Below are 17,833 nucleotides of genomic sequence, written 5' to 3'. Positions count from 1 at the left end.
ATACCCGTCGCGCCGTATTGCGTTAATCTTTCGGTGCCCGGCGCCGCGCCTGGCGGTTTTCAATCAATCTGCCAAGGTGACGCCGATGGACGCACACACCGACCACATCCTGATCGTCGATGACGACCGCGAAATTCGCGAACTGGTCTCAACCTACCTCACCAAGAACGGCTTGCGCGTTACCGTGGTGCCAGACGGGCGGCATATGCGCTCGTTCCTGGACGTCAACAGCGTCGACCTGATCGTGCTCGATGTGATGATGCCGGGCGACGATGGCCTGGTGCTGTGCCGCGAACTGCGGGTGGGCAAGCACAAGGCCACCCCGGTACTGATGCTGACCGCGCGCAGCGACGAGACCGACCGCATCGTCGGCCTGGAAATGGGCGCAGACGACTATCTTGCCAAGCCTTTCGCCGCACGCGAGCTGCTTGCCCGCATCAAGGCGGTGCTGCGGCGCACCCGGATGCTGCCGCCCAACCTGCAGATCACCGAGGCCGGGCAGCTGCTTGCATTTGGCGACTGGCAGCTGGACACCACCGCGCGCCACCTGATCGACCAGGATGGCGTCATCGTTGCGCTGAGCGGCGCGGAATACCGGCTGCTGCGCGTCTTTGTCGACCATCCGCAGCGCGTGCTTAACCGCGACCAGCTGCTCAGCCTGACGCAGGGCCGCGAAGCGGAAATGTTCGAACGCTCGATCGACCTGCTGGTCAGCCGCTTGCGCCAGCACCTCAGGGACGATGCGCGCGAGCCCCGCTACATCAAGACCGTGCGCAGCGAGGGCTATGTCTTCTCGACGCCCGTTGAGATCCGGGAGGCACGGCAGTGAATCTCCGTGCCTTGCCCTGGCCCCGTACGATGGGCTCGCGGCTGTTCCTGATCCTGCTGGCCGGCCTTATCGTCGCCCATGGCCTGTCGTTCGGCGTACTGTTTGCCGAGCGCTACATCACCGCGCGCCAGGTCATGCTCGGCACCCTGGAGACCGACGTCTCCACCTCGATCGCGATCCTGGACCGCCTGCCCGCGGCGGAGCGCCCGCAGTGGCTGCGACACGTGAACCGCGGCAATTACCAGTACATCCTGGGGCCGGGCCTGCCAGGCGTGCCGGAGATGTCGGCGCAGGCCACGGAAGTTGCCGACCGGATCATGGAAGCGAGCGGCGGCCGCTTCCCGGTCAGGGTCGAGTCCATCCCCGGCCAGGGCAAGCGCATGCAGGCCCACCTGACCCTCAGTGATGGCAGCCCGCTGACCATCGACGTGCATCCGAAGCCGACCCCGGTGGCGCAATGGCTGCCTTATGTGCTGCTGATCCAGTTGCTGCTGCTGGTGCTGTGCTGCTGGCTTGCCGTGCGCCTGGCGATCCGCCCGCTGGTGGCGCTGGCCAATGCCGCCGACGCGCTCGACCCGAATGCCAGGAGCCGGCCGCTGGACGAGACCGGGCCCACCGAACTGGCACGCGCCGCGCGCGCATTCAATGCCATGCGCGAGCGCATTGGCCGCTTTGTCGAAGAGCGCGTGCAGATCCTGGCCGCGATCTCGCACGACCTGCAGACGCCGATCACGCGGATGAAGCTGCGCGCCGAAATGACCGAAGACTCTGAAGACAAGCGCAAGCTGGTGGACGACCTCAACGAGATCGAGACGCTGGTGAAGGAGGGGCTGGCCTACGCGCGCGCCACGCATGGCGATGGCGAGACGCCGTCGCGGATCGACATCGTGTCGTTCGTCGAGAGCCTGGTCTACGACTACCAGGACACCGGCAAGGCCGTCACCATCCTGCAGCGTGCCGTCGGCACCCTCGAGACCCGCCCGCACGCCTTGCGCCGCATCCTGACCAACCTGACCGACAACGCGCTCAAGTTCGGCGGGGCGGCGGAGCTGAGCGTGCAGCGTGAGGACGGCGGCGCGGTGATCATCAGCGTGCTCGACCGCGGGCCCGGCATCCCGGCAGAGCAGCTCGAGTCTGTGCTGCAGCCGTTTGTCCGGCTCGAGGCATCGCGCAACCGGGAGACCGGCGGCACCGGCCTGGGCCTGGCGATTGCCCACCAGCTTGCGCTGGCGATCGGCGGCTCGCTGACGCTGCGCAATCGCGAGGGCGGCGGCCTGGAGGCGCGGCTCAGGGTGGGTTGAGCCGCCGCCCGCCACATTACCAGCCGCCCCCCAGCGCACGGAACGTTGCCACCGCCGCGCGCGCATTGTCGGCGCCCACACGTGCCTGCTGGTCGCGCGCGGCCAGCAGCAGGCGGTCTTCCTCCAGCACTTCGAACAGGCTGACCGCGCCGCCCTTGTAGGCGTCCTCGGCGGCGCCGCGCGAGCGCGCGTGGGCAGCCACTTCCACGGTCAGCTCCTTGCCCTGCAACTCCAGCTGGGTCAGCGTAATGATCGCGTTCTCCACGTCCTCGGTGGCGCGCAGCATGGCCTTGCGATAGGTGGCCAGGGCTTCGGCGTTGGCGCCCTTGGCCTGCGCCACTTCGGCGTCGACCCGGCCGAAGTCGAACAGCCGCCAGCGCAGTCCCGCGATCGCGGCGGGCTGGAAGGCGGACCCGGTGAACAGCTTGCCGGCGGAGAGGCTCTCGAAGCCGAGCAGCGCTGACAGCGACAGCTTCGGGTAGTACTCGGCAGTGGCCACGCCGATGCGGGCACTGGATGCCGCCAGCCGGCGCTCCGCGGCAATCACGTCCGGGCGGCGTTGCAGCAGGTTGGCCGGACCTTGCGCCACGGCGATCTGCGGCACGGCGGTGCATTCGGTCGGCGTCAGGAGTTCGGCGGCATAGGTGCCTGGATGCGCGCCCATCAGTACATCGAGGCGGTTCAGTTGTGTCTCCAGCTCGATCTGCAGCGGCGGGATGGTCACGCGGGTCTGTGCCAGCTGTGCTTCCGCCTGGGCCCGTTCCCGCTCCGCGCCGATGCCATCGGCCAGGCGCAGCTGAACCAGCTCGAGCAGCTTGGCATTGGTCCGCACCTGCTGTTGCGCGATGGCGATGCGCTGCTGCGCGCCGCGCACGCGGAAATAGGCATCTGCCGCTTCGGCGGCCACCAGCACGCGCACGCCCATGTGCTCGGCTTCCGCGGCCTGGGCCTCCGCGCTGGCGGCCTCGGCACCGCGCCGCAGGCCGCCGGCCACGTCGATCTCCCAGCTTGCCCCCACGCCTGCGCTGTACACCGTCTTGTTGCGGTCAAAGCCCGGCGCGTTCTTGCCGAGGCTGCCCAAGGGTCCTTCCAGCGACTGGCGCCGCCTGGCCACGCTGCCGGACAACGATGCCTGCGGCAGCAGTTCGGCGCCGGCGTGGCTGGCCGCGGCGCGCGCCTGGTCGACCCGCGCAATGGCCGCCGCCAGGTCGAGGTTCTGCTCCAGCGCGCGCTGGATGACGCGCGTCAGCGCGGGATCGTCAAAGGCCAGCCACCAGCTGTCCAGTGACGGCGCCGGCTGCGTGGCCTCGCGGGCGTCCAGCGCCGCTGCGTGCGGATAGGCCGCGGGCATGTCCGAGGCCGGCGTTTGGTACTCGGGGCCGACCGCGCAGGCCACCAGGGTGGCCGCGGCGCTGGCCGCAAGCAGGGTGGGCAGGAGGCGTGCGATACCGGCGCGGGTGCGTCGGAGCGGGGGATGGAATCGACTTTGGGGCATGACGGACACCTTTCAACAGCGACGGATAAAGCACAAGCCAAAAACTAACTTGCATGATGATAGTTACTACTCTAGACTAACTTTCAAATTGATAGCAACCCCATTTTCGGAGGAAGCCCGTCATGCAGAGAAAGCCGCTTGCTAAAACCCCGTGCCCCGTCGCTCGCACGCTGGCCCGCGTCGCCGACAGCTGGAGCGTCCTGATCCTGCGCGAAGCGTTCTACGGTGTGACGCGCTTTGACGAGTTCCAGCACAACCTGGGCATCGCGCCCAACATGCTGACCCGCCGCCTGAACTCGCTGGTGGAGGAGGGCATGCTGGTGCGGCGCCCGTACTGCGACCGCCCGCCGCGCTCGGAGTACGTCCTGACCGAGCGCGGCAACGACTTCCGCCCGGTCTTGCTGGCCATGCTGGCCTGGGGCAACAAGCATCTCGCGCCCGAAGGCGAAAGCGTGCAGCTGGCCAACCGGCTTACCGGCGAGCGTGTCGAGCCGGTACTGGTCGATGCCGCCAGCGGCCGCCCTGTCACCGACCCCGATTTCCACATCGCTCCCGGCCCGGCGGCTACCGACGGCCTGCGGCGACGGCTGAACCGCTCGGCCGAGGCCTGACCCGAACTCTCCCGAACCCTCCACCTATTCCGCCTCGCAGGCGGGGTAAGCCTTGAAAGCAGAAAGGAAGTGCCATGAGCAGTAATACGCTGACTGATCGGGCGGGTACCGAACCCGTTCCCGCTTCGAAATCCAAGGCCAGCCCCAGGCGGCTGCTGGCGACCGGCGCGCTGGTTGTCGCCGGACTGGCCGCGATCGGCTACGGCTACCACTGGTGGACAACGGCTCGCCACCTGCAGAGTACCGATGACGCCTATGTCGGCGGCGATGTCACGGTGATCGGCGCCAAGGTCGGTGGCTACATCGCGGAAGTCACGGTGACGGACAACCAGACGGTCCACGCGGGCGACGTGCTGGTGCGTATCGACGACCGCGACTACCGCGCCGCACTGGCCAAGGCGGAAGGCGCCGTGGCCGCGCAACAGGCACTGCTGGCAAACCTGGATGCCACCGCGCGCCTGCAGGAGGCGGTCATCGCCCAGGCCAGGGCTGGCATCTCGGCTACTAATGCAGACACCGTACGGGCGCGCGACGACCAGGTGCGCTACGCCAGCCTGGTGGCGAAGGCGGCTGTCTCCATCCAGAGCTCGCAGAAGGCTGACTCGGACTACAAGCAGGCCCAGGCCAATGGCGAGAAGGCGCGTGCCTCGCTGCTGGCCGCGCAGCGCCAGCTGGACGTGATCGGCACGCAGAAGCAGCAGGCGCAGGCGTCATTGGCGCAGGCGATTGCCGAGCGCGACATCGCCAAGCTGAACCTTGGCTATACGGAACTGCGCGCGCCCGTGGACGGCACCGTGGGCAACCGGCGCGCCCGCGTCGGCGCCTTTGCCGGTGCCGGCAGTCAGTTGCTGTCCATCGTTCCGGCCAGCGGGCTGTGGGTGGACGCGAACTTCAAGGAAGGGCAACTGGCGCACATGCGCCCCGGCATGCCGGTCGAAATTGAAGCCGATGTGCTGCCGGGGCGGGTCTTCCATGGCCACGTTGCCAGCCTGGCGCCCGCCACCGGTGCGCAGTTCAGCGTGCTGCCGCCGGAGAATGCCACCGGCAACTTCACCAAGATCGTCCAGCGCGTGCCGGTGCGGATCCGCCTGGACGAGCAGGACGCCCGGCTTGGCGTCCTGCGCCCGGGCCTGTCGGTGATCGCCCAGGTCAACACGCAGCCAGGCAAGCAGGTGCAGTGATGACCACGGCCACCCAGACCACCGCTGCGTCCGCCGTGGCGGCGATGCCGGACGAGATGTCCACCGCCGCCAAGGTGTTCGCCTTCAGCACGATGTGCGTGGGCATGTTCATCGCCTTACTGGATATCCAGATCGTATCCGCCTCGTTGCGCGATATCGGCGGCGCGCTCTCGGCCGGCGCCGATGAAACCGTCTGGGTGCAGACCAGCTACCTGATCGCCGAGATCATCGTCATTCCCTTGTCCGGCTGGCTATCGCGCGTGATGTCGACGCGCTGGCTATTCGCCGCGTCCGCGGCGGGCTTCACGGTGGCCAGCCTGCTGTGCGGGGTGGCGTGGGACATCAACAGCATGATCGTGTTCCGGGCGCTGCAGGGTTTCCTGGGCGGCTCGATGATCCCGATGGTGTTCACCACGGCTTTTGCCTTCTTCGTCGGCCCCCAGCGTGTCATCGCCGCCGCCACGGTCGGCGGGCTGGCCTCGCTGGCGCCGACGCTGGGGCCCACCATCGGCGGCTGGATCACCGATCACTATTCCTGGCACTGGCTGTTCTTCATCAACCTGGTGCCGGGTATCTTCGTCACCATCGCCGTGCCGCTGCTGGTCAAGGTCGACCGGCCCAACTGGTCGCTGGTGCGCGGTGCCGATTACCTGGGCATGGTGCTGATGGCGCTGTTCCTGGGTTGCCTCGAATACACGCTGGAGGAAGGGCCGCGCTGGGACTGGTTCGGCGACGACGTGATCCTGGCCACCGCCTGGATCTCCGGCTTGTCGGGCGTGGCGTTCATCTGGCGCACGCTGACCTATGCCAACCCGCTGGTGGACCTGCGCGCGCTCAAGGACCGCAACTTCGCGCTTGGCTGCTTCTTCTCCTTTGTCACCGGCATCGGCATCTTTGCCACCATCTACCTGACGCCGCTGTTCCTGGGGCGCGTGCGCGGCTTCAGCGCGCTGGATATCGGGCTGGCGGTGTTTTCCACGGGCGTGTTCCAGATGGCGTCGATCCCGCTCTATGCCTTCCTGGCCAACCGGGTCGACCTGCGCTGGCTGATGATGATCGGCCTGGGGCTGTTCGCGGTGTCGATGTGGTACTTCGCCCCCATCACGCACGACTGGGGCGCGGCGCAACTGCTGCTGCCGCAGGCGCTGCGCGGCATGGCCCAGCAGTTCGCGGTGGCGCCCACGGTGACGCTGACCCTGGGCAGCCTGCCGCCGGAGCGGCTCAAGCTTGCGTCCGGGCTGTTCAACCTGATGCGCAACCTGGGCGGGGCCATCGGCATCGCGGCCTGCGCGACCGCGCTCAACAACCGCGGCAACATGCACTTCCTGCGCGAGGCAGAGCACCTGAACATCCGCAATGAAGCCATGGGCAGCCTGTTGCAAGGGATCAGCGACCAGTTCGTCGCGGTCGGGCACGATGCGCTCGATGCGCAGACCGCGGCGCTCAGACAACTGTGGGGGCTGGCCTGGCGCGAGGCGCAGACCCAGACCTTTGGCGACATCTTCCTGCTGATCCTGGTCTGCTTCGCGATCGCCACCGCCATGGTGCCGCTGATGCGCAAGGTTGGGGTGCCGAAGGGCCCGTCGGCAGACGCGCATTGATGAAGGAACGACCATGAATATCAGTCTGTGCAAGCGGTTCCTGTCTGTCGCGCTGATCGCGGGGAGCGTCACGGTGGCGTATGCGGGGGAGCGCCCGCGCGACAACGGTGTGGCGTGCGCTCGTGCAGCGAATGCTTATTGCAATCTTCCAGATAAGGGCTATAGGCCAATGCCGCAAGGCGTGCCGCAGGGAGAGTCCGATTGACTGGTGTGCCAGTCCTCAACCGGGCTGCTTTGTATCTACGTATGTCGCCATCACGGATCCATACACAGCAATACAAATCCCCCTGAAATCCGACACATGCCGCTTGCCATGGCCTCCTAGACTCGTGCTCACATTGATCACGCAAACAGGAGAAGAAGATGTCGAAGACAGTCGATTTACCCCGTCGAGGCTTTCTGGGTGCAGCGGCAGCGACGCTGGCCACCGCGCCGTTCGGGCTGCCGCAGGCCGCCCGCGCGCAAAACGGTGTGTCGAAGGCGCCGGCGCTGCCCTTGACCACGCCGGGCACCCATGCCAGCTTCGCGCCGATCAAGCACGTCAATGCCGGCGTGCTCAATATCGGCTACGCCGAGGCCGGCCCTGCCACAGGGCCGGTCGCGCTGCTGCTGCACGGCTGGCCCTACGATATCCACAGCTTTGTCGACGTGGCACCGCTGCTGGCGGCCCGCGGCTATCGGGTGGTCATTCCCCACCTGCGTGGCTTTGGCTCGACGTCCTTCCTGTCTGCCGACACCATGCGCAACGGCCAGCCCGTGGCAATCGCCGCCGACATGATCGCGCTGATGGACGCGCTGAATATCCGCAACGCCGTCGTGGCCGGTTTTGACTGGGGCGCGCGCACCGCCGACATCATGGCGGCGATCTGGCCGGACCGCTGCAGGGGGCTGGTCTCGGTCAGCGGCTACCTGATCGGCAGCCAGGCAGCCGGCAAGCAGCCGCTACCGCCTGAGGCCGAGCTCCAGTGGTGGTACCAGTTCTATTTCTCCACCGATCGGGGCCGCGCCGGCTACCAGAAGTACACGCACCAGTTCGCCAGGCTGATCTGGAAACTGGCATCGCCGCAATGGCAGTTCGATGATGCGACGTTCAACCGCAGCGCCGCCGCCTTCGACAATCCCGACCACGTGGAAATCACCATCCACAACTATCGCTGGCGGCAGGGGTTGGCCAGCGGCGAGGCCAGGTTCGACGACTTCGAGAAGCGGCTCGCTACGGCGCCAGCCATCGGCGTGCCCACCATCACCATGGAAGGCGATGCCAACGGCGCGCCGCACCCCGAGCCCAGCGCCTATGCCAGCAAGTTCACGGGCCGCTACGAGCACCGGGACCTGACCGGGGGGATCGGCCACAACCCGCCGCAGGAAGCGCCCACAGCGTTTGCGCAGGCGGTGCTCGACGTTGACAGGCGCTGACGAAAGCGGGGGCGCAATGCGCAGATTGCTGATACTGGCTGCCATGACGCTGTCGGCGCTGGCATCGGAGCTGGGCGGCGCAGGCCATCGGTGCGCATGGTCGGGCATGCCCCGGACCATGCGCCCGGAGAAGCGGGCACGAAACAGGGGCGGCTCGGGCGCTGAGGGCTACACCGGCGCATGATAATATTCGCATGCGAACGAAAATCCCCCCCTTTATGGCGCACCTGACATGGAACATCGCCTCGTCTACCTGTTGAACGTGGGCCAGCGGCGCCTGCAGCGCTGGTCACAAACGCGCACTGCCGCGGGTGGCGTGACACCAGCCCAGGCCGGACTGCTTTTCTTCCTGGGCAGCAACGATGGCGCGCTGACGAGCGAGGCTGCCGCGGCGCTGGACCTGGGCGCGCCTGGGATGAGCGGCCTGGCCGACCGGACCGAAAGGGCCGGCCTGATCGAGCGCCGGCCGGACGAGAACGATGGCCGTGCCTCGCGCCTGTGGCTGACGGAGGCAGGGCGCCTGGCGCGCCAGCGTTCCAAGGCGAGCATGAAGGCATTGAATGCCAGGCTGACCGAAGGTTTCACCGCCGCCGAGATCGACGTGGTGGCGCGCTGGCTGACCAGCCTGCAGACAAAGTTTCCGGCCGCGGACGAGGGCGAGGTGTAGCCTGGCAGCGGCCGGAAAGCGAGGCAGTCGACTTACTGCCCGGCAACCCTGGTGAAGTCAGGTTTGCGTTTTTCGGCGAAGGCGGAGAATGCTTCCCGGGCTTCCGCACTGGCCAGCCGCTCCTCGAACCTGGCGCTTTCGCTGTTCATCTGCGAAACCAGTTTTTCCGCATCGCGCATGAGCTGTTTCATTGCGCTCAGGGAGCCCGCCGGCCTGGCGGCAATCTTCTCGGCCATCCGGCGCGCATCCGTGCGCAGCTGGTCATTGGCGCAAATCTTGTTCGCAATGCCCCATGCCACGGCGGTTTGCGCATCAAGCGGCTCGCCCAGCGCGAACATCTCGAAGGCCCTGGCGTGTCCGATCCGCAGCGGGAGCAGGTAACTCGACGCCGCTTCGGGAACCAGGGCGAGATTGACGAAAGGCGTGATCAGTTGCGCATCCTGGCCGAGTACGACGTAATCACAATGCAGCAGCATGGTGGTCCCGACGCCGACGGCCTTGCCATTGACCGCGGCGACAATCGGTACGGTCGAATTGGCAAGGGCGCGCAGGAAGCGATGCACGTGACGTTCGCTGGGGCCATTTCCCGAGGCGATCGCCGCGAATTCGCCGAGATCATTGCCAGCGGTAAAGCTGTCTCCGTCCCCCTGCAACAGCAATACCCGGATAAGCCGGTCCTGCTGTGCCTGCTCGATAGTGTCGGCAAGCGCGCCGTACATCTCGTTCGTCAAGGCGTTCTTCTTGTCCGTCCGGGCAAGCGTAAGGGTCAGCACGCCGCCGGTGAGGTCAACGCGGATTTCCGGGGTCATTGGTCGGTCTCCAGGTGAGAGTTGCACGCCTGCCGTGCAGGCTTCGCGATTAAGTTCGCATACGAAGTATATAGATGGTTCGCGTGCGAAGTAAACGATGGAGGCCGGGCAGCGTGCGGAATCAGCACCTGGACCAGCGTCCTCCACACAGACGGTGCGGGCAGACGCGTGCTTGCGGTGCTGATAGGCGCGGAATACAGCACAAGCGGAAAGCGAACTTGCATGATGATAGTGACTGCTCTAGACTGACTTTCAAATCGATAGCAAGTAGGTTTTTCGAGGGAGCCAATCATGCAGAGGAAGCCACTTGGTGAAACGCCGTGTCCGATCGCACGCACCGCGGCCCGCGTTGCCGACAGCTGGAGCGTATTGATCCTGCGCGAAGCCTTTTACGGCGTGACCCGGTTCGACGAGTTCCAGCAAAACCTGGATATCGCACCCAATATGCTCACCCGTCGCCTGAACTCGCTTGTCGAAGAAGGCATGCTGGAGCGTCGCCAGTACTGTGACCGCCCGCCCCGCTCCGAGTACATCCTGACCGAGCGCGGGCGCGATTTCCGCCAGGTGCTGCTGGCGATGCTGGCCTGGGGCAACAAGCATCTCGCGCCTGAAGGCGAAAGCGTGCAGTTGGCCAACCGGCGCACCGGCGTGCGCGTGGAGCCTGTGCTGGTCGACGCCGCCAACGGGCGCCCGGTCACCGATGCCGACTATCACCTTGCGCCCGGCCCGGCTGCCAGCGACCGCGTGCGCCAGCGGCTGACCCGCTCGGCCGAAGCCTGAGACGGATTTCCCGCATGGCCAATTCTTGTTGCAACTTTCAAGGCCCGGCCACCGGGCGCATACCGCATGGCGCCTCAACTGTAGTGCGTGCGGCCGATTGATACCGGGTGTTTGGCAGGGAGAATGCGATGCATGCAAGAGATGTCGTGCTGTGCCAGCCGGTGCGGACCGCTATCGGCGCCTATAACGGCTCATTGAAAGGCGCTCCGGCGGCTGATCTCGGCGCCGCGGCGATACGGGCAACCGTGGCGCGGGCGGGAATCGATCCAGGCGAGGTCGGCAGCGTGGTGTTCGGAAACGTGATCCAGGCCGGCAACCGCATGAACCCGGCCCGGCAGGCTGCCATCGGGGCAGGGCTGCCGGTTTCGGTTCCGGCGATGACCGTCAACCGTGTCTGCGGCTCGGGAGCGCAGGCGATCGCCACGGCCGCCGACGAGGTGCGGCTCGGTTATGTCGACATCGCTGTCGCCGGCGGCATGGAGAACATGGACCGTGCGCCATATCTGATGCCGTCCGGCCGCTGGGGGCAGCGCATGGGCGATTCCGTCCTGTACGACAGCATGCTGCACGACGGCCTGTTCGACGCCTTCTCCGGTGAGCACTCCGGATGGCATACCGAGGACCTTGTCGCCCGCTACGCCCTGACCCGCGAGGCCCAGGATCGCTGGGCCGAGCGTTCGCAGCGGAATTTCGCGCTGGCGCAGGCGAACGGGCGATTCACCGGCCAGATTGCCGGGGTGGCGACCAAAGGGAAGGGCGGTACGGCCATGTTCGACGTGGATGAAGCCAACCGCCCTGATACCAGCCTCGATACGCTCGGCCGGCTCAAGCCGGCTTTTCGACCGGACGGTACGATTACCGCCGGCAATGCGCCCGGGCTCAACAGCGGCGCAGCGGCCATGATCGTGGCCGAACGTTCGGTGGCTGAAGCCAGGGGGCTGGAGCCGATGGGACGATTGGCCGCTTATGGTGTCGGGGCCGTGGAGCCCGGCATGTTCGGGCTGGGTCCGGTCCCGGCGGTGCGGCAGGCGCTGCAACGCGCCGGCTGGGAGCTGGGCGACATTGAACGCATCGAGATCAATGAAGCATTTGCCGCGGTGCCGCTGGCCGTCGCGGCCGAGCTCGGATTGCCGCACGACATCATCAACGTCGACGGTGGCGCCATTGCCCACGGCCATCCGATCGGTGCGACCGGCGCCGTGCTGACGACGCGGCTGCTGCATGCCATGCGGGCCGACGGCATACGGCGCGGCATCGTCACGCTGTGCATCGGCGGCGGACAAGGGATTGCGCTGGCGCTCGAGGCGCTGGCCTGATCCGTCTGTTCTCGTGACGGGCGTGCATGGATCGGAAAGATCAGCGCAAACTATCTGGAGAAGAAATGAGCATTCAATACATTGAGGACCTCGCGCCGGGCCAGAAATACGGTTCGGGGCGGCTGACCGTCGAGCCAGAACGGATCAAGGCCTTTGCTGCCGAGTTCGACCCGCAGCCTTTCCACCTCGATGAAGCCGCTGCACACGACACCCTATTTCGTGGACTGGCGGCGAGCGGTTGGCATACCGCCGCGCTGACGATGCGCCTGCTGGTCGACGGCGAATTCCGGCCCGCAGGCGGCATTGTCGGCGCGGGCTTCGAGGAACTGCGCTGGCCAAAACCGGTACGCCCCGGCGATGAACTGCATATCGAGAGCGAGATACTGGAAGTGCGGATTTCGAAATCGCGCCCCGACCAGGGCATCGTGAAGGTGCGTACCACAACCTTCAACCAGGCCGGCGAGCCAGTGCAGGTTTTCACCGGCAACCTGATCGTCCGGCGGCGCCCCGCAGCCGCCGCGCAGGCAGATGCGTCATGAAGATTCTTGTACTCGGTGCGGAGGGGGGCATGGGCGGGATGCCAGTTTGCGCCGCGGCGATCGGGCATAGCCGCGGCGCAGGCGGGTGACCGCATTGCCCGGCCAGCTTGAGGCTCTTGGCAATGCGGGTCAGCTTGGCGTGTTCGTTGCTCAGGAAGGCTTGCGCCTGGGCCATTGTCATCGGCTCGATCGCGCGCTGGAGATTGACGGCGCGCCGGATACGGCTTTCCGGGCTGACCCGCCCACGCATTCATGGCCTCCACCACCCGTGCCGTCATGGCATCCGGTGTCTGTCGGATCAAGTGGCGGCCGTGGGCGTGTTCACGCCGCTGTCGTTCAAATCCGCGGGCGTCATCTCGTTCGCATCGGCAGGCATCCTGATTTGGTACCAGATGGCATACATCGCTGGCAGGAACACCAGCGTCAGCACCGTGCCGGCAAAGGTGCCGCCGATCAGCGTGTAAGCCAGCGTCCCCCAGAACACTGAATGCGTCAACGGTATAAAGGCCAGGATAGCCGCCAGCGCGGTCAGGATCACTGGCCGGGCACGTTGTACCGTGGCTTCGACGACAGCGTCGAACGGCGCCAGTCCCGCGCGCTTGTTCTGGTGGATCTGCCCGATCAGAATCAGCGTGTTGCGCATCAGGATACCGGACAGTGCGATCAAACCGACCAGGGCGTTGATGCCGAATGGCTGCCGGAACAGCAGCAAGGTCGGGACTACGCCGATCAGTCCCAGCGGGCTGGTGGCGAGCACCATGACCATGGCCGAGATCGATCGCACTTGCAGGATGATGATCAGCAAGGTCAACGCAAGCATGATCGGGAACAGTGGCAGCAAGGCCTTGGTGGCCTTGTCGGATTCCTCGGTGGCGCCGGCCTGCTCGATCCGGTAGCCGGCCGGCAGCCTGGCGATGACCGGTTGCAGTTGCTGCAGGACGGCCGCGGACACGTCGGGTGGCTGCAGCCCCTCGGCGATGTCGCCGCGCACCGTAATGGCAGGCGTTCGGTCGCGCCGGCGCAGGATCGGGTCTTCCATGCGCACATCGACGGTGCCTACCTGCGAGAGCGGAATGCGCTGTCCTGCCGCACCGGTCAACGTGAAGCCGGAGATCTTCTCCGGGTCCAGGCGTATGTCACCCGCGGCGCGTGCCAGGACCTGCACCGAGCGAATGTCCTCGCGGACTTCGGTGACCGGCAGGCCGTTGAGGAGAAGCTGCAATTGCTGGGCGACGCCGCTGGAAGTCAGGCCGACGGCCTGCAGCCGATCCTGCTGGAGCGTAAAGTGCAAGGCGGGCGCGCGCGGTCCCCAGTCGGTATTGACGGTTCTCATCAGTGGGCTGGTGTCCATCACCCGGCGCACGTCCGCCGCAATGGCACGCAGCTTGTCCGGGTCCGGCCCGGCGACGCGGAATGCCACGGGGAAGGGCGAGTATGGGCCGAATACCAGTTGGTTGACGCGCACCCTGGCCTCTGGCGCGAGTCCGGCGGCGACCGCCTGGCGCAGCCTGAGCTTCAGCGCCTCGCGTTCGTCCTGGTTCTCAGTCCGCACCACGATCTTTGCGAAGGAGGGATCCGGCAGCTCGGGGGACATGGCGAGATAAAACCGGGGCGCACCCTGACCGATGTAGGCCGTCACGATCTTCGCCTCTGCCTGCCTGGCGAGCCAGGCTTCCACCTTGGACGTTGCCGCGCTGGTCTGGGCGATGGACGTGCCATAAGGCATCTGGACTTCGACCAGCACCTCGGGCCGGTCGGAAGTCGGGAAGAATTGCTTTTTCACCAAGCCCATGCCCAGCACGGACACCACAAAGCTGCCCACCACGACGGCGGCCACGATCCATTTGCGCTGGATGACGCGCCCTAGCAGACGTCGGAAGCGGTTGTAGTTCAAGGTGCCATAGATGGCATCGTGGCCGCCTTCGGTCTTGCCGATCTCAGGCAGCAGCTTGACGCCCAGGTAAGGCGTGAAGGCGACGGCGACGATCCAGGACACGACCAGTGCAATGCCCACGATCCAGAACATGTTGCTGGTGTATTCGCCGGCGGTGGAACGCGCAAAACCGTTGGGCATGAAGCCCACCGCCGTCACCAGGGTGCCGGACAGCATCGGCGCGGCAGTGTGACTCCAGGCATAGGCGGAGGCGGCAACGCGGCCGTAGCCTTCCTCCATCTTGACCACCATCATCTCGATCGCGATGATGGCGTCGTCCACCAGCAGGCCCAGCGCAAGGATCAGCGCGCCCAGGGTAATGCGGTCAAAGTTCTTGCCAGTGGCCGCCATGACGACGAACACTGCGGCCAGCGTCAGCGGCACAGCCGCTGCAACGACGATACCGACGCGCCAGCCCATGCTCAGGAAACACACCGCCAGCACCACGAGCAGGGCGACAAAGAACTTGACCATGAACTCATCGACCGATGCGCTGATGTTGACGGACTGGTCGGTCACTTTGGTCAGGCTCATGCCCAGCGGCAACGCTTCATTGATTGCTGACACTTCCGCATCCAGCGCCTTGCCCAGGTCCAGGCCGTTCCAGCCGTCGCGCATCACGATGCCCAGCAGCAGTGCGGGTTCGCCGTTGTTGCGGATCAGGAAGGTCGCCGGATCCTCATAGCCGCGTTCAACCGTGGCGACATCCGAAAGCTTGAGGGTCCGGCCCTGCGCCACCACTGGCGTGTCCCGGATCTTCTGCAGTTTGTCGAAGGCGCCGTCGAGGCGAATGAAAACCCGGGGACCCGAGGTGTCGATCGAGCCGGCCGGCGTGAGGGCGTTCTGGCTGTTCAGCGCGGTGAAGATGTCCTGCGGCGAGATACCCAACGTGGCCAGGCGATCATGGGAAAAGGAAACGAAAATGCGTTCGGACTGTTCCCCGATGATGTTCACTTTCTTCACGCCCGCTACGTGCAGAAGTCTCTGCCGCAGTGTTTCGGCGTCGCGTACCAGCACCCGATGTGGCTCGCCTTTTGCCTTCAACGCAAACAGGGCGAAGGTTACGTCCGAATACTCGTCATTGACGATCGGGCCGATGACGCCGGCAGGCAAGCTGCCCGACTCGTCCAGAATCTTCTTGCGCGCCTGATAGAACTCCTCCTGGACCTCCGACGGCGGTGTGCTGTCGAGCAGGGTCACTGTGGTGAACGCCAGGCCAGGCCGCGTGTAGGTTTCGGTGCGGTCATACCAGCGCAGTTCCTGCATGCGCTTTTCCAGTCTTTCCGCCACCTGGTCCTGCATCTCCTGCGCCGTCGCTCCCGGCCAGGCCGTGATGACCGTCATGGTTTTCACCGTGAAGGCGGGATCTTCCGCCCGGCCCAGCTGGAAGAAGGCGATAGCGCCGGCCAGCGACACCAGGACGATCAGGAACAGCGTGACAGATCGTTCACGGACAGCGAGTGCCGAAAGGTTGAACCCACTCATTGCTGCACTCCACGAGCAGGAATCGGACTGGCTCCGGTTCCGCTTGCCGCGATGCGAACCTGCTCGCCGTCGCGCAGAAGATGGGCGCCGAGGGCAACGATCCGGTCCCCGACCCTGAGTTCACCTGCGACACGCGCGGCGTCGTCATCCAAACCGCGGACCTTCACCGGGCGCCAGGTGACGCGATTGGATCTCTCGTCCAGCACCCACACGCCAGGGCCTTTGCCCGGGTCGAAGAGGGCACCGATCGGCACCTGCAGGTCGACTTGCTTCGACGGGCGGATTTCCGGAATCCGGAGGGTAACGGTCGCGCCGAGCGGGGCCTCGGCCAGCGTGCCTTCGAGCACGTACCGTGCTTCGTAGGTGCGGGTCAGCCGGTCCGCCGAGTCGGAAAGCTGCCGGAGTTTCGCCGGCACGGTCAATGTGTCATTGCCGTATAGCGTCGCCTGGCTTACGGAGCCCACGGGGGGCCGGAGCGTTTCCGGCAGGTGAACGATGGCTTCGCGGCGGCCGGCATGCGCCACGCGTACCACGACCTGGCCGGCGTTGACGACTTGGCCGGCATCGGCCAGCGTCTCGACGACTACGCCGTCGGCGTCGGCGAGCAAAACCGCGTAGCCAGTTGCATTGCGCGCCACATCGGCCTGGGCTTCCGCTGCGTTGAGCTGTGCCCTGGCCGACTCCGCCGCGGCCTTGATCTGGTCATAGGACGAGGCCGATACGGCGCCGGACCCGACCAGGTCGCGATACCGGGCCTCATCCTCCGCGGTTTGCCTGGCCCGCGCCCGCGCGGCGACGACGGCCTCCTGCTGGGCGTGCGCCGCCAGCTTGAGGTCGTTCGGGTCGATGCGCATGAGCGGCTGGCCGCGCTTGACGGTCTGGCCGGTATCGACCAGCCGCTCCAGCACTTTGCCAGAGACACGAAAGCCCAGATCGCCCTGGACCCGGGCGGCAACGGTCCCCGTGAATGAACGTGTCGTGGCGGCCGGGTCCTGAACGGTCCCGATTCTGACCAGCGGCGGCTGGCTGCGCGGATCGGGAGGCGCCGTATCGCCGCAAGCGGCTAATACAAGCGGCAACACGCACGCGGCGGCGGATGAGGCAAAGCGGCGCTGAAGCATAAGGTCCTCTCAAGCGAGACTGGACCTGAATTATTGTTCTTGTGACCAATTTAGTCAATGGTCACAAGCAAATCCGCTAGCGATGTGCACCACCTTAAGGAGCAAGGCTGCGCAGTATCAGGCTGGAAAGCTGGACGTGGGCCTCCGCAGCGAGATCGAGGTTGTGCTGTAGCAGCAGCGGATCGATGTAAGGGCGCATGACGAGATAGATGCCCTTGGCGGTCTCATCCAGTGGCGTCTTGCGCTCAAACTCCCCGGACTTGCGTCCTTCCAGAACAATCCGCATTACCACTTGCTTGATGTGGTCCTCATAGGTCAGAACAGGCTGCCACCGCTCCTGGGCTGCCGCCGAAGCAATGGCGTAGAGTTTGCGGTCCTGGAAGAAAAGACGGGCGCTGGCCTCCATCAGGGCCTTGAACAGGCGCCGCAAACGTTCCGACGCGGTCGGGACGTCTGCAATCGCCGCATCAACCTCGGCCGTGATGGCGCACAGGCAGTTCGCGCAGATCACTTCTCCGATCGCCTGCTTGGAATCGAAGAACTTGTAGATGTAAGCCTTGGAAAAGCCGATCGCCTTGGCCAGGTCGGAAACTGTCGTCTTCTCATAGCCATACAGGCTGAAGTGCTCGGTCGCCGCCGCCACGATCTGGGAGCGGACATTGTGGTCGACAGGGCCTCGGGACGGCAGGGCGGTGGGTGTGGTTTCGGTCATGCAGCGAGCTTAGCGCTCCAGATGGCTGTTGACAACC

The 17,833-nt window shown here is 65.9% G+C and carries 16 protein-coding genes; 11 read left to right on the top strand and 5 right to left on the bottom strand.

The features are described from left to right. Positions 1-85 precede the first annotated feature (85 nt). Together AC3WON_RS05860 and AC3WON_RS05855 are read left to right on the top strand one after the other, a co-directional pair. On the top strand, positions 86-829 hold the full coding sequence (locus AC3WON_RS05860; RefSeq protein WP_492319511.1) for a response regulator: 744 nt from the start codon (positions 86-88) through the stop codon (positions 827-829). Then, positions 826-2,130 (top strand): sensor histidine kinase, encoded by a 1,305-nt coding sequence (locus AC3WON_RS05855; protein WP_492351356.1) that lies wholly within the window; start codon positions 826-828, stop codon positions 2,128-2,130. Before AC3WON_RS05860 ends, AC3WON_RS05855 begins: the two co-directional genes overlap by 4 nt. 16 nt (positions 2,131-2,146) lie before the next feature. On the opposite strand, the gene AC3WON_RS05850 is transcribed toward AC3WON_RS05855, so the two are convergent. Next, a complete protein-coding gene (locus AC3WON_RS05850) occupies positions 2,147-3,625 on the bottom strand; it encodes an efflux transporter outer membrane subunit (protein ID WP_492351355.1) in 1,479 nt (492 codons plus the stop codon). A gap of 122 nt (positions 3,626-3,747) precedes the next feature. On the opposite strand from AC3WON_RS05850, the gene AC3WON_RS05845 reads away from it, so the two are divergent. From AC3WON_RS05845 to AC3WON_RS05820, 6 genes are all read left to right on the top strand, one after another. Further along, positions 3,748-4,236 carry a winged helix-turn-helix transcriptional regulator gene (locus AC3WON_RS05845; protein ID WP_492319514.1) on the top strand — a complete coding sequence of 163 codons (489 nt, stop codon included), beginning with the start codon at positions 3,748-3,750 and terminating at the stop codon, positions 4,234-4,236. Between the two features lie 74 nt (positions 4,237-4,310). Further along, entirely contained in the window at positions 4,311-5,417 is a 1,107-nt protein-coding gene (locus AC3WON_RS05840; protein WP_492351354.1) for an HlyD family secretion protein, read from the top strand. Beyond that, complete coding sequence (locus AC3WON_RS05835) at positions 5,417-7,018, top strand: DHA2 family efflux MFS transporter permease subunit (RefSeq protein WP_492351353.1); 1,602 nt, start codon at positions 5,417-5,419, stop codon at positions 7,016-7,018. The genes AC3WON_RS05840 and AC3WON_RS05835 overlap by 1 nt, the downstream gene beginning before the upstream one ends. Before the next feature lie 13 nt (positions 7,019-7,031). Beyond that, positions 7,032-7,223 carry a hypothetical protein gene (locus AC3WON_RS05830; protein ID WP_492319517.1) on the top strand — a complete coding sequence of 64 codons (192 nt, stop codon included), beginning with the start codon at positions 7,032-7,034 and terminating at the stop codon, positions 7,221-7,223. 158 nt (positions 7,224-7,381) lie between these two features. Then, complete coding sequence (locus AC3WON_RS05825) at positions 7,382-8,434, top strand: alpha/beta fold hydrolase (RefSeq protein ID WP_492319518.1); 1,053 nt, start codon at positions 7,382-7,384, stop codon at positions 8,432-8,434. Positions 8,435-8,666: 232 nt separating this feature from the next. Beyond that, complete coding sequence (locus tag AC3WON_RS05820; RefSeq protein ID WP_492351352.1) at positions 8,667-9,101, top strand: MarR family winged helix-turn-helix transcriptional regulator; 435 nt, start codon at positions 8,667-8,669, stop codon at positions 9,099-9,101. A 32-nt stretch (positions 9,102-9,133) separates the two neighbouring features. On the opposite strand, the gene AC3WON_RS05815 is transcribed toward AC3WON_RS05820, so the two are convergent. Then, the gene (locus AC3WON_RS05815; protein ID WP_492319520.1) at positions 9,134-9,910 is read right to left on the bottom strand and encodes an enoyl-CoA hydratase; all 777 of its coding nucleotides are present in this window, start codon (positions 9,908-9,910) and stop codon (positions 9,134-9,136) included. A gap of 291 nt (positions 9,911-10,201) precedes the next feature. On the opposite strand from AC3WON_RS05815, the gene AC3WON_RS05810 reads away from it, so the two are divergent. The 3 genes from AC3WON_RS05810 to AC3WON_RS05800 all read left to right on the top strand — a co-directional run bounded on the left by AC3WON_RS05810 (position 10,202) and on the right by AC3WON_RS05800 (position 12,545). Further along, a complete protein-coding gene (locus tag AC3WON_RS05810; protein ID WP_492319521.1) occupies positions 10,202-10,690 on the top strand; it encodes a winged helix-turn-helix transcriptional regulator in 489 nt (162 codons plus the stop codon). 128 nt (positions 10,691-10,818) lie between these two features. Then, entirely contained in the window at positions 10,819-12,006 is a 1,188-nt protein-coding gene (locus AC3WON_RS05805) for a thiolase family protein (protein WP_492351351.1), read from the top strand. A gap of 65 nt (positions 12,007-12,071) precedes the next feature. After that, complete coding sequence (locus AC3WON_RS05800; protein ID WP_492351350.1) at positions 12,072-12,545, top strand: MaoC family dehydratase; 474 nt, start codon at positions 12,072-12,074, stop codon at positions 12,543-12,545. A gap of 298 nt (positions 12,546-12,843) precedes the next feature. Here AC3WON_RS05800 and AC3WON_RS05795 read toward each other — a convergent pair whose 3' ends face one another. The 3 genes from AC3WON_RS05795 to AC3WON_RS05785 all read right to left on the bottom strand — a co-directional run bounded on the left by AC3WON_RS05795 (position 12,844) and on the right by AC3WON_RS05785 (position 17,796). Continuing rightward, a complete protein-coding gene (locus tag AC3WON_RS05795) occupies positions 12,844-15,963 on the bottom strand; it encodes an efflux RND transporter permease subunit (RefSeq protein ID WP_492351349.1) in 3,120 nt (1,039 codons plus the stop codon). Continuing rightward, on the bottom strand, positions 15,960-17,084 hold the full coding sequence (locus AC3WON_RS05790) for an efflux RND transporter periplasmic adaptor subunit (protein WP_492340419.1): 1,125 nt from the start codon (positions 17,082-17,084) through the stop codon (positions 15,960-15,962). The genes AC3WON_RS05795 and AC3WON_RS05790 overlap by 4 nt, the downstream gene beginning before the upstream one ends. Positions 17,085-17,178: 94 nt before the next feature. Then, positions 17,179-17,796: a TetR/AcrR family transcriptional regulator gene (locus AC3WON_RS05785; RefSeq protein WP_492319526.1), complete on the bottom strand. Its 618-nt coding sequence runs from the start codon at positions 17,794-17,796 to the stop codon at positions 17,179-17,181. Positions 17,797-17,833 lie beyond the last annotated feature (37 nt).

Source organism: Cupriavidus sp. FW305-46 (assembly GCF_058787075.1).
This window is presented reverse-complemented; position numbering and strand designations above follow the sequence as displayed.

Coding starts and splice junctions, on each gene's coding strand:
- AC3WON_RS05860 (WP_492319511.1), top strand. CDS start 86: ATGGACGCACACACCGACCACATCCTGATCGTCGATGACGACCGCGAA.
- AC3WON_RS05850 (WP_492351355.1), bottom strand. CDS start 3,625: ATGCCCCAAAGTCGATTCCATCCCCCGCTCCGACGCACCCGCGCCGGT.
- AC3WON_RS05845 (WP_492319514.1), top strand. CDS start 3,748: ATGCAGAGAAAGCCGCTTGCTAAAACCCCGTGCCCCGTCGCTCGCACG.
- AC3WON_RS05840 (WP_492351354.1), top strand. CDS start 4,311: ATGAGCAGTAATACGCTGACTGATCGGGCGGGTACCGAACCCGTTCCC.
- AC3WON_RS05835 (WP_492351353.1), top strand. CDS start 5,417: ATGACCACGGCCACCCAGACCACCGCTGCGTCCGCCGTGGCGGCGATG.
- AC3WON_RS05830 (WP_492319517.1), top strand. CDS start 7,032: ATGAATATCAGTCTGTGCAAGCGGTTCCTGTCTGTCGCGCTGATCGCG.
- AC3WON_RS05825 (WP_492319518.1), top strand. CDS start 7,382: ATGTCGAAGACAGTCGATTTACCCCGTCGAGGCTTTCTGGGTGCAGCG.
- AC3WON_RS05820 (WP_492351352.1), top strand. CDS start 8,667: ATGGAACATCGCCTCGTCTACCTGTTGAACGTGGGCCAGCGGCGCCTG.
- AC3WON_RS05815 (WP_492319520.1), bottom strand. CDS start 9,910: ATGACCCCGGAAATCCGCGTTGACCTCACCGGCGGCGTGCTGACCCTT.
- AC3WON_RS05810 (WP_492319521.1), top strand. CDS start 10,202: ATGCAGAGGAAGCCACTTGGTGAAACGCCGTGTCCGATCGCACGCACC.
- AC3WON_RS05805 (WP_492351351.1), top strand. CDS start 10,819: ATGCATGCAAGAGATGTCGTGCTGTGCCAGCCGGTGCGGACCGCTATC.
- AC3WON_RS05800 (WP_492351350.1), top strand. CDS start 12,072: ATGAGCATTCAATACATTGAGGACCTCGCGCCGGGCCAGAAATACGGT.
- AC3WON_RS05795 (WP_492351349.1), bottom strand. CDS start 15,963: ATGAGTGGGTTCAACCTTTCGGCACTCGCTGTCCGTGAACGATCTGTC.
- AC3WON_RS05790 (WP_492340419.1), bottom strand. CDS start 17,084: ATGCTTCAGCGCCGCTTTGCCTCATCCGCCGCCGCGTGCGTGTTGCCG.
- AC3WON_RS05785 (WP_492319526.1), bottom strand. CDS start 17,796: ATGACCGAAACCACACCCACCGCCCTGCCGTCCCGAGGCCCTGTCGAC.